Origin of the sequence: Longimonas sp. (assembly GCF_046498435.1) — a bacterium.
Lineage (GTDB): Bacteria > Bacteroidota > Rhodothermia > Rhodothermales > Salinibacteraceae > Longimonas.
Genome location: NZ_JAWOAR010000350.1, coordinates 26,297 through 36,946 on the forward strand (window position 1 = coordinate 26,297; position 10,650 = coordinate 36,946).

At 59.7% G+C, this 10,650-nt stretch carries 10 protein-coding genes; 8 read left to right on the plus strand and 2 right to left on the minus strand.

Features of this window, described 5'->3' with window-relative positions; translation table 11 throughout:
* Positions 1 to 34 precede the first annotated feature (34 nt).
* Complete coding sequence (locus R6U20_RS13780; RefSeq protein ID WP_410338414.1) at positions 35 to 958, plus strand: universal stress protein; 924 nt, start codon at positions 35 to 37, stop codon at positions 956 to 958.
* Positions 959 to 1,033: 75 nt separating this feature from the next.
* Here the strand turns inward: R6U20_RS13780 and R6U20_RS13785 are convergent, their stop codons facing one another.
* Positions 1,034 to 1,642, minus strand: coding sequence for a hypothetical protein (locus R6U20_RS13785; protein WP_410338415.1), 609 nt, complete (start codon positions 1,640 to 1,642; stop codon positions 1,034 to 1,036).
* A 475-nt stretch (positions 1,643 to 2,117) separates the two neighbouring features.
* Between R6U20_RS13785 and hemA the strand changes: the two genes are divergently transcribed.
* The 3 genes from hemA to R6U20_RS13800 all read left to right on the plus strand — a co-directional run bounded on the left by hemA (position 2,118) and on the right by R6U20_RS13800 (position 5,538).
* A complete protein-coding gene (hemA, locus tag R6U20_RS13790) occupies positions 2,118 to 3,626 on the plus strand; it encodes a glutamyl-tRNA reductase (RefSeq protein WP_410338416.1) in 1,509 nt (502 codons plus the stop codon).
* A 14-nt stretch (positions 3,627 to 3,640) separates the two neighbouring features.
* Positions 3,641 to 4,585, plus strand: a complete 945-nt coding sequence (hemC, locus tag R6U20_RS13795; protein ID WP_410338417.1) for a hydroxymethylbilane synthase — start codon at positions 3,641 to 3,643, stop codon at positions 4,583 to 4,585.
* A gap of 224 nt (positions 4,586 to 4,809) precedes the next feature.
* A complete protein-coding gene (locus tag R6U20_RS13800; RefSeq protein WP_410338418.1) occupies positions 4,810 to 5,538 on the plus strand; it encodes a uroporphyrinogen-III synthase in 729 nt (242 codons plus the stop codon).
* A gap of 36 nt (positions 5,539 to 5,574) precedes the next feature.
* On the opposite strand, the gene thiE is transcribed toward R6U20_RS13800, so the two are convergent.
* Positions 5,575 to 6,222, minus strand: coding sequence for a thiamine phosphate synthase (gene thiE / locus R6U20_RS13805; RefSeq protein ID WP_410338419.1), 648 nt, complete (start codon positions 6,220 to 6,222; stop codon positions 5,575 to 5,577).
* Between the two features lie 88 nt (positions 6,223 to 6,310).
* Here thiE and R6U20_RS13810 point away from each other — a divergent pair, with 88 nt between their 5' ends.
* The 4 genes from R6U20_RS13810 to R6U20_RS13825 form a co-directional block, all read left to right on the plus strand.
* A complete protein-coding gene (locus R6U20_RS13810) occupies positions 6,311 to 7,624 on the plus strand; it encodes a glycerate kinase (protein WP_410338420.1) in 1,314 nt (437 codons plus the stop codon).
* Positions 7,625 to 8,137: 513 nt separating this feature from the next.
* Positions 8,138 to 8,629, plus strand: a complete 492-nt coding sequence (locus R6U20_RS13815; RefSeq protein WP_410338421.1) for a nuclear transport factor 2 family protein — start codon at positions 8,138 to 8,140, stop codon at positions 8,627 to 8,629.
* 74 nt (positions 8,630 to 8,703) lie between these two features.
* Positions 8,704 to 9,267, plus strand: coding sequence for a hypothetical protein (locus tag R6U20_RS13820; RefSeq protein ID WP_410338422.1), 564 nt, complete (start codon positions 8,704 to 8,706; stop codon positions 9,265 to 9,267).
* A 345-nt stretch (positions 9,268 to 9,612) separates the two neighbouring features.
* Positions 9,613 to 10,650, plus strand: a 1,038-nt coding sequence (locus tag R6U20_RS13825) for a PAS domain S-box protein (RefSeq protein WP_410338423.1), incomplete at its 3' end; no start/stop codon positions are given.

Consider the following 10,650-nt stretch of genomic DNA (forward strand, 5'->3'; position numbering starts at 1 on the left):
CATTTGCCTCTTTCCAATAGAACGCTGCTGTGTTATGACGATTCGAAATATACTGGTTTCCACTGACTTCTCTGACGCCTCTGAAACGGCGTTCAAGCAGGCGCTACGTTTTGCAAACAGCCTGGGAGCCACCGTTCACATTCTCCATGTTGTTGATGAGTTAGAACCCGGCTGGTATGGCGTCGACGACGCGCGGAAGCGGGCTACCGCTCTGCGCAGTACCATCAAGCAGGAAGCAACGTCTATGCTCGACGAGATGGTGCCCGACGATGCGAATGTGCACGTAAACACGCATGTGTCGATGCAACTGAGTTTCGACGTAGCGGCAACGATCAACGAGTATGCCGCCGAGCGCGACATCGACCTGATCGTGATTGGCACGCGCGGCCAGACGGATCGGAGTCCCTACGCAATGGGGCGGGTGGCCAGTCAGGTTATTCAGGAAGCGCCGTGCCCGGTGCTGGCGGCTGCGGAATCGGCCCCGTGGACGAGAGGGCGCGATCCACTCACCGATGTAGTGGCCCCCATCGACTTTTCAGAGGCATCGTATCGTGCCTATAGCTATGCACGCTTCATGGCGCATGCGTTCGACGCCACCCTGCACCTGGCGTTCGTGGCTGAATCGCGCACGGTGCCGCTGTTTAGCGACACGGGCTTGCCGAGCATCCAAACCGTTGAGATGCCTGCCGAGATTGTGGAAAACAGCCGGGCGGCCTTACAGCATATGATCGATCATGCCGACGGGCCTTCGGTTGAGCATAAGATCCACATTGAAAAGGGCGAACCAGCAGCAGCCGTCCTCGACCTGATCGAGCGCAAGGGCATCGGGCTTGCTGTGATTGCCACACGAGGACACTCAGGGCTGAAGCGCTTGCTCCTTGGCAGCACCACCCGCCGCCTGCTGCGAATGGCGTCGTGCCCGATCCTTACGCTTCGTGCAGATCGCGACGACACCTAACCGAATCGGCAGCGAGTTCGTGCGCTGGGGGCCACGCATAACTCATGCCCGAGATGCGCGTACTTAGAAGCGCTGCTAAGCACGCTTTTTGGGAGTAGTTACCTCGGTAGCGTCGGAATCAGCGTCGGGGCCGACGGAAAAGTCGTCGTCATCATCCGTGGAGTACGGCCAGCCGATATCATCAGGCGCATCTGCATCGGGAGCCGTGGGCAGATCCGATAGCGAAAACGGTAGGGTCGAGTCCGCGATAAACGGTTCTGTCGCTTCATGGGTAGGCACGTCTGGGGTAGAAACGCTCCGCTGGGTCCGTAGCCCACGCATGAAGATAAGGATTGGCGCGGTAATTGCGGCAACTAAAAATGCGCCAATGCCCGTGTTCACCCAGGTGCTGCCTCCCCCACCCACAATGACTTGCAGGATGCTAAGTAGAAAGAGGACAAGGGCAGCAGCCGGTATAATGCCGAGCCAGGCTAATGGAGAAGCCGGTGCCGGTTCCTCTGTACCCACTGTTTGGCGCGACTTCACGTACAGGTAGATTGGGGCCCACACAAGGAGCGCTGCAATCCCAATACCAAACCCGGTTGCCCAGAACGTAATGTTTTCGCCGTTAACAAACATGCTAACCAGCGATGTAAATGTCCACAGGCCCAGAAACAGACCAATTGTGTTAAGTAGTCGGCTCATAAGAGTATGTAAATCGATGCGTTGGGGGATGCGACGGCTTCACTTCGTAGCACAAGCATGGAACCGAAGCCCAGAACTAAGACGCTGCGCACCCATGCGAAGCTGCCCTGTTCATGTACAGACCCTAACGTACGACAAACCACACCCTCGACGTATGCTCCAACCGGATTGCTACATGCATACCGCTGGCGCGGTTTAAGCTCATCTATTGGCGCATAGCCATGTTGCTTTCAGTATAGCTGCGCCTAAGCAGCGCACAAAATCGATATAGCCAGCAGGTAATCTGCTCGCTGGGTGCTCCGGTTGAAACTGGGTTTGGTAGAGGCAACGTTGACCGGAGGGCCGAATCGCATCTACCAAAAAGCACGGTATATAATCTCGTTCATTTTTTATTCACCCCCGGCTATTGAACCTGGTTTTTTCCAGGACCGTTGGAATTCGTGTCATGTTTTGTCATCCATCTTCCCCTTGTTGCATGACGTTTTACGCGTTTGGCATCAATCATAGCTCATCAGCGGTGGCCGTTACGGAGGCGTTTCGCGCGTCGCCCTCGGACCAAGCCCGCATGTATGAGCGCTTCGACCTAAGCCCAGAGGCCGAGGTCGTGTTGCTTTCGACATGCAACCGCACCGAGGTGTACCTATACGGACGCTTTCGTGATTGCCTTCACATCCAGCACATCTTAGCCGAGGAAGCCGGCTGTTCGTCGTGGCCCTCGGGCGATGCCTTTATGGTACAAGACGAGGCCGCCATTCGGCACGTGCTCCACGTGGCCAGTGGACTGCAGTCGGTCGTTCTGGGGGATGCGCAGATCCTCTCACAAATGAAGGAGGCGTATCAGCGAGCCATCGATTACGACAGCGTGCACTCGCTCATGCATCGCCTGATGCACACCGCATTCCGGGCGGCAAAGCGTGTCGTGCATGAAACCAGCCTCTCCAATGGCTCGGCATCGATTTCGACGGCTGCTGTCGCCATGGCCGAATCCTTCTTTGCCGAGTATGGCTTCGAGGAACTCGATGCACAGCATATACTGGTCCTTGGCGCAGGCAAAATGGGGCGCCTGGCGCTTCATGCTCTCACAAACTACAATCCGGCTTCCATTGCGCTTGCCAACCGCACGCAAGCAACTGCCGAGACGCTGGCCGTTGAGCACGAGGTGGACGTAATCGACTGGAACGAGCGGCACACGGCCTTGGGCGAAGCCGACGTCGTCATTGTAGCCACCGGTGCATCCGGGCCGGTGTTACTGCACGACACAGTCCCCGAACGCCCGTATAAGCCGCTTCCGGCCCTGGTGGTTGACGTGGCCGTGCCGCGCAATGTGGATCCCGCACTCAACGACCATGCCGATTACGTGGTGCGCGACATGGATGCCCTGGAAGAATGGACCGCCGAAGTACAGGCCCAACGCCGTTCGGAGATTCCGGATGCGGAGGCGATCTGCGATGAATTGCTGAGTGACTTCGTGACGTGGGTCTTCCACCAGCAGGCGCTGCAACCGGCCATTCAGGCCATTCGTCATACCTTTGAGGGCATCCGCGCCAAAGAGGTCGAGCGCCACGCGCATCGCATCGATGGGATGGACCGTGAAGAGATCGAGCGCCTGACGCAGTCCATTATGCAGAAGCTGCTGGCTGTACCCATCGTGCGGCTGAAAAACGTCGATCCGGATAGCATCGACTTTGTGCACGGCATTAAGCTGTTGCATGCGCTCTTTACGCGCTCTGAACACGACGACATGGCCGACTTGCTGCCCGAGCGAGCGTCAGACACGCATCCCTCACTTGCCGACCGGCCCCGCCACGCAGTCAGCGCATCGCTGAGCGATAGTGCGTCGGAGGGAGGCGACGGGGCCAACACCGCGACCTCTGAAACGTCTGGTGACGATGAGGGTGACGACGCCCCGCGCTGCCCGTATGAGGCCGCCATGTCAAGCGCAGCTGACGAAATCAGCGCGCTGCTCCGTTCTCCGCACTCGTAGTGGATCCCCCACATATGTCCGACTCCGCATCGCTGGTCATTGGTACGCGTGGTAGCACCCTGGCGCTTTGGCAAGCACGACGCATCCAGAAAAAGCTCCACCGACACGGCCACGAGAGCACGCTGCAACGCATTTCTACGCGTGGCGATCGTGTACAGGATGTGCCCATCTCTGAAATCGGCGACGAATCGGTCTTCACGAAAGAACTGGACCGAGCCCTGCTCGATGGGCGCATCGATTGTGCCGTTCACTCGCTCAAAGACCTGCCGTCGCGGCTGCCCGAGGGAATTGCCCTGGCCGCAGTGGGACGCCGGGCGTCGCCGTTCGATGCCTTCGTGGCGCATCCCGATACGGCGGCTGCGCTCCACGAACTGCCCGAGGGGGCTACTGTAGCCACCGCCTCGCTGCGCCGCCGTGCGCAACTGCTGGCCTGGCGCTCCGACCTGACGGTGGTGCCCGTACGCGGCAACGTCGACTCGCGCCTTGATACGCTGGCCGAGAGCGACTGGCATGGCATGGTGCTCGCCGTAGCGGGACTAAAACGACTGGGTCGTGGTGAGGTCATTCGTACGGTTATTCCACCCGATATTATGGTGCCTGCGGTAGGGCAGGGCGCGCTCGCCATTACATGCCGCACTGAAGCAAGTCAATTGCGTACACTCTTACGTGGCACCGTGCACGATCTGGATACGGCAACGGCAATTACCGCTGAGCGTAGCTTCATGAAGCGCATTGAGGGCGGATGTCAGGTGCCTACTGGAGCCTGGGCCCGCCTCAATGAAGCGGGCGAACTGGCCATTGACGGTTGTGTAGCGGCGCTTGACGGACATACGGCGTTTCGAGCACAAAAAACCACCTCACTTGATAAAGCCGCTGCCGTTGGGGCCGCCCTTGCGCAAGAATTGCTGGACGCTGGCGGTGCTGAGGTCTTGGATACTATTCGCACCGCTACCCAATAGGGGACTCTGAAAGTGGGCCGTGCTGTGTCAATGGGCATTGCAGATCGAACCGAGATGCGTACGCGTGCTGTGTTATTCAGAACGGTGTTCGCTGAACGTCGAAGAGATGCTTCGGCGGGGCATGATTTCAGAGTGGAAGGCACCAGAGGACGCTCCGATGCCCCATGCAATCCACTGCTACGCCGAGCTAATCATGCATACCTGTTGACCCTCTACGCTGCATCATGACCGATCGTCCAATTGTTCTATTGCGGCATCCGCGCATCTCCTCTGGAGCAGACCCGTACGTGCAGGCACTTCAGTCGCTCTCGGTATCGGTGCAGTGCACGCCGGTGCTTGCGTTCGATATCGACCCGCCGCCTACGTTGGATGTGCTGCTGGCGCGCCCTGCACGTTACGACGCGCTGCTGTGTACGAGCCCGCGGGCGGTGCGGGCGTTGGAGCAGGTGCTTCCGTCTACTCATCCTAACCATGCTCGCTGGGCCGACAAACCGGCCTATGTGGTGGGCCCACGCACGGCCCAGGCTGTTGCGGAGTGGGGAGGCACGCCCGTTGGGGCAGATGCGGGAGGTGCGGCGGCCCTGGCCGATCAGATTGTGGCGGATGCCCCCGGACCGCTGCTCTTTGTGTCGGGCAACCGGCGGCGCGATACATTGCCGAACGCGCTTGTGTCGGCAGGGCAGATGTTCGACGAGGTAGAGAGCTACCGCACACGTACACGAAGTACCCTCAACCTTCCCCCACCGCCCGCATGGCTGGTGTTTTTTAGTCCCTCAGGCACTGAGGCGGTGCAGGCATCGGGGTACGACCTGGCATCGTACCCATGCGCTGCGATTGGCCCCACAACCGCTACGGCGCTACGAGAGCAAGGGGCCGCCGTCCGGGCTGTGGCAGATGCCCCAACGCCTGAGGCGCTTGCTACGGCAGTGCAGGAAGCCATCGCATCCCCCTAACGCCCCTAAACTACTTCGGAAAGACAGAAGCAGCCGCTACAGAGCTTCCTCAATAGCGAGACAAAACCGACGCGTGGCCCGATGCGGGTTTGGGGCGGTGGCAATAGCCGAGAGCACCGCTACGCCGTGTGCACCTACATGGAGCACGTCTGCCACGCGCCGGTGAGTGATGCCGCCAATGGCGATAACTGGGCAGCTGACCGCTTCGCAGCATGCGCGAAGACGCGCCAGCCCTTGCGTAGCGCCTGCATTGGCTTTGGAGCGCGTTGGGTAGATGGGGCCGAACCCTATGTACGTTGCTCCCCCGGCTTCGGCTTCTTGGGCCTGCTCGATGGTGGAAGCCGATGCACCCACAATGGGGCCCGGGCCCAGAACGCGACGGGCAATCCGTACCGGGTAGTCGTCTTGCCCAACATGCAGGCCCCGTGCATCTACGCCCAGCGCTACATCCAGGCGGTCGTTTACGATGAGTGGGACCTCCGCGGCGGCACACACCGCTTGCACGCGCTCGGCTGCAATGAGCTGGTTGCGCACTACGCCGTGCTTTTGGCGAAACTGAATGGTGTCCGCGCCGCCAGCAATGGCGCGCTCGGCCAGGGTTTCGTGATCGAAGGTCTGTTGGAGATGAAAGTCGGTGATCACATGCAGGCGACCGACAGAAGATGCCGGAATCGAATCGGGCATAGGTAATAGGAAAAGCAAGGAGACATTCGGGCGCGTAGATGCATACACCACACGTACGCGTTCGTTGCTTATGGCTTCATGCTCTGCTATGCCTGCTTCTACATCCAGCGCTGCCTTGATACATCTGGCGCGTAATGCCTTCGAAACGGGGGTGCGTGCGGTGCACCCGGACACGCTCATGCCGCAGCATCTGGGCAACACACGACCTCGCCGCATCCAAGATGCACAGCGGGTGTATGTCGCTACCATTGGGAAGGCCGCTGTGCCCTGGGGACGCTGGTGGATGCAGCAGGATAAGATGGATGCTGGGGTTGTTGTTGCCCCCGAAGGATACGATACGAAGGCTGCCCTCCCACAGCGCAAGGCCTGGCAGCAGGTGGAGGCCGGGCATCCGCATCCTACGCCGGAAAGCGCACGTGCCGGACGCCTGCTACTCGACATGGCGGCACGCTGCACGCGCAATGACGTGCTCGTTGTTGGATTGTCGGGGGGCGGGTCGGCATGTACGGCGTATCCTCCTGCGGGGGTGTCGATGCAGGAGGTGCGCGTCCTCAACGAACAGCTGCTGCGCAGCGGCCTGCCTATCGATGCTGTGAATGCAGTGCGCAAGCATGTGCTGCAGGTGGGGGGCGGACGGTTGGCCGCAGCCGCGTATCCGGGACACGTATGGTGCCAGGTCATCTCTGATGTGCCCGGCAACGATCTGTCTACTATTGCCAGTGGCCCTACGGTGGGCGACCCGACCACCTACACCGATGCGATTGATCTCCTTCGCGATGCCGAGGTGTGGAACCGCGTGCCTGCATCCATCCAAACGCATCTTCAAGAAGGCGCACGCGGCACGCATCCCGAAACTGTAGCCCCTGGCGACACCCGTCTATCGCACACCGAAACATCCGTTATTGCAACGAATCATGATGCGTGTATGGCCGCGGCATCTCATTTATCTACAGCAGGATACGAGGTGCAAGACGTGGTAACCTCCGTTGAAGGCAGGGCCCGCGAGGTGGGGCACGCCCACGCGCAGCAGTTGCGCAGTGCCGAAGCGGGGACTGCGTTCGTGTGGGGCGGCGAATCTACTGTAGAGGTCACCGGCTTCGGCACAGGCGGACGCAATCAGGAGGCAGCGCTTGCGGGGGGAGCCGCACTGGCTGAGATGGATACGCCGGCGGTGCTCTTCTGTGCAGGCACCGACGGCATCGACGGGCCCACCGATGCGGCAGGGGCCTGGGTGACCCCCACTACGCATGCCAAGGCAGATGCCCAGGGACGTTGCCCGGAAGCGTATCTGTCCGACAACGACAGCTATACGTTCTTCAAGCAGGTAGGGGGGCTCTATCAACCCGGACCTACGGGTACAAACGTAATGGATGTGCACATTGGACTGGTTGGACTACTATAGTGTCAACGGTCAATGTGTGGGTTACAACATGCCCCGTTTACATGATGTCATCTTGAACGGAGCGGCTCCGCCAAGGAGACGCGGAGTCCTGACACGAGCGAAGCGACTGATGAACGCAGTAAATAAAGATCTCCCTGGAGGTTGGCAGGGGCCTCCTGTCCATCTGGCGTTACCAGGCCCCGAGGAGATGGTTCGACTGCGCTCACCATGACAGGCTTCGTGGGAGGATGGTTGCAGAGCAACTATCAAAATGAGGATTGACACAGCACTACCCTTGTAGAGGGGTGTTATTTACACCACAGAGGGGCGTTTGAGCAACGGCGATATCCACAAGTTATGGTAGATCAGCCTGCATCTATGCATCTGCCTTTGTAGGTTTACGAGTCCCTTGGCATCCCACCAACCGTGTAGGAACCCACGCACGCTCTGACGTTTCCCCAAGTGCTGTATTTGGGCGGTGTGGATGCAGCAGAGCCATGCCGATGACTAACTTTTGAATCAACTCCCCTTGTTATGATGCCAACTTCAAATGCACGTTTGTATGTACTGCTTGTCCTGATTTTTATAGGAAGCAGCTATGCTGAGCAAGAAAGTTGGGCGCAGGAGGCCCCCTCTGATGACGAAGAGGCCGTACGGGCCGTGGAAGAAGAAATGCGCCGTGCGATTGTTGATAGCGACCTAAAGACGCTGGAGCGGCTGTGGCAGCCCACATTCATGGTAAATGCGCCGCGCAACGTGGCGGTGCCCAACCGGGAGGCGGTGTTAGAGGTATTTCGGACAGGCATTGCCTCGTACAGCGACTATGAACAGACTCGCGATACCATTCGTGTGCAGGGCGATCAGGCTGTTGTAATGGGCAGCGAAACGGTGCGTCCAACGGGCGAGGAAGCGCCGCTTGCGGGCGAGACAGTGCATCGGCGGTACACGCATGTGTGGGAGGCCACCGAAACGGGCTGGCGCCTGGCTGTCCGTCACGCACATATTGCCGAGGTGGAGCGGGAGTAGCCTCATGCAGACTCCTGCATGGCCTGATCGCGTATACTCGTAGCTCTGTGCGTTCAACTATCCGACCGAATGATATGACTTCGATCTCCTCCAACGGCCTGCCCGGTAGCGCCTCGGGCTCCGATGTCGTGCAGATGACCTATGCCTCCGAATTCCGTGCCACGCAAGCTCGCACGCGCTTGCAGGTAGCCGGGGTGTGGGCCGAGGTCGTCGTACAAACTGTGCAGGAGGTCTCCGACGATAAGCCGGCTCCGAAGCAGGTTCATTTGCGCATACGCAAGCGTGATATCCGGAAGGCGCGCGGCGTGCTCAAAGCCATGCATCTACTTCCCGAAGCCGACGCTGCGGCCTCGTCGTCCCCAATGTACTTGACATCTTCGGCAAGCCCCGAGGAATCCGACACGTCTGATTCCGACACGTCTGATTCTGGTGCTACGGCAGATCGCCCGCCCAAAGAACCTGACCCTCCCACGGAGTCGGCATCTTCAGATGAGGAGGCAACCGACGATTCTGCGGATGAGTCCGCCGCTTCGGAGTCGCTAATTGCCCGCGTTAGCTTCTGGCAGATGATGGTCTGGGGCGCGGCGCTGCTGGTCCTGGTCACGTTACTGCTCCTTTTTTTCGGGGGAAGAGCCTAATACCAAATGCAAGAGTTCAATGTGCATGGTTTGAGGGGCATCCTGAACTTCAGTACCGGGCCCAAGTGACAGCGGTCCTGCGCCTTCTCGTGAAGTGCGCTTATGTCCTGGATCCTGGATCCTCGTTCCTGCGACGGCTGTCGGGGCACTGCGTCCAGGATGACACCCGGGTGGGGACTATGCTTCCCCAAAACGTAATTCAGGACGCAACACCGCCCTGACGCAGTTGCGCGCAGGCTATGCTGGGCCGCTTTCATCACATCCGAAAACCAAATCCGGGACAAAGCATACGCCCGTGGTGATGCAGGATCACGTTATTCTTCGTCCCGATACGTTCCTCCCGTCGTGGTAGCTCTTACTGATGTGCTTTCGTGGATCGATCTGCTGAACCTGGCTGGGGCAAGCAGTGGTCCGTTAGGAGCGCTGGCCGCTGTATGGGGGCGTGCCCCTTCGTCTACCGATGCCGCTGAGCCGCTGCCTTCGCAGGTGCCCACAGGGCTGCTGAACTATGTAAACGGGGCCGTCCTGGTCATTGACAGCACCTATCGCGTTGAGCACTTCAATCAGCAGGTACATCCGTTCTTCCCAGATCAGCAGATTGAGGTGGGAGCGGTGTTGCCCCGTGCGTTGGCGGATGATCTGCCCGAATCCGGCAAAACGGTAACGGTGGTGTGGCCTTTGGCTTCCGATATTACGGTACAGATGCATGTGCAGGCGGTGCGCGGGCCGGGGGGCATTTTGCGGGTGCTCACGCTGCGCGATGTGTCGGAGGCGGTGCAGTACGAGGCCGCCCTTCGCAAAACCGACCGGCTGCTGCGATCCATTCTTGACACCGATGTGGCAGCTATTGCGGTAGTGAATGGGCAAGGCAATGTAACCTACGCTAACACGCAGGCAGAGGCCCTGCTTGGGCTGGAGCCTACCGAACGGGGGGCCGCTGCTGCACCGCACGACACCGGAGCGTGGCGTTACAAGCAACTGGGATGGCGCATGGAACCGCTCAGTGACAAGGCCACACGCACGCCACTGCGCGACGTACTCGACACGCACGAACCGATTCGTGACTTGCAGTGCAAGGTGACGTGGCCCAATGGCACCTGCCGCTACTTAAGCCTGAATGCTGCACTTTTGCCCGCCGAGGTGGAGCGTCCGCCCCAGGTGGTATTTGCGATGAAAGACATCACGCGGCGCTACGCGGTGTACCAGGAGCTGAAGGCGCAAGTGCAGAGGTATGAGGCCACGCGCAATGCGATGCCTGCCTTCTTCTATATGACCGACCACGCCGGCCATGAGCGCACGTGGAACGACACGCTGCGGCAGAAGACGGGCTATGCTGACGACGAACTGGCAGGCTCGGCACTGCCGCATCTCTTTCACCCCGAC

Coding starts and splice junctions, on each gene's coding strand:
- R6U20_RS13780 (WP_410338414.1), top strand. CDS start 35: ATGACGATTCGAAATATACTGGTTTCCACTGACTTCTCTGACGCCTCT.
- R6U20_RS13785 (WP_410338415.1), bottom strand. CDS start 1,642: ATGAGCCGACTACTTAACACAATTGGTCTGTTTCTGGGCCTGTGGACA.
- hemA (WP_410338416.1), top strand. CDS start 2,118: ATGACGTTTTACGCGTTTGGCATCAATCATAGCTCATCAGCGGTGGCC.
- hemC (WP_410338417.1), top strand. CDS start 3,641: ATGTCCGACTCCGCATCGCTGGTCATTGGTACGCGTGGTAGCACCCTG.
- R6U20_RS13800 (WP_410338418.1), top strand. CDS start 4,810: ATGACCGATCGTCCAATTGTTCTATTGCGGCATCCGCGCATCTCCTCT.
- thiE (WP_410338419.1), bottom strand. CDS start 6,222: ATGCCCGATTCGATTCCGGCATCTTCTGTCGGTCGCCTGCATGTGATC.
- R6U20_RS13810 (WP_410338420.1), top strand. CDS start 6,311: ATGCCTGCTTCTACATCCAGCGCTGCCTTGATACATCTGGCGCGTAAT.
- R6U20_RS13815 (WP_410338421.1), top strand. CDS start 8,138: ATGATGCCAACTTCAAATGCACGTTTGTATGTACTGCTTGTCCTGATT.
- R6U20_RS13820 (WP_410338422.1), top strand. CDS start 8,704: ATGACTTCGATCTCCTCCAACGGCCTGCCCGGTAGCGCCTCGGGCTCC.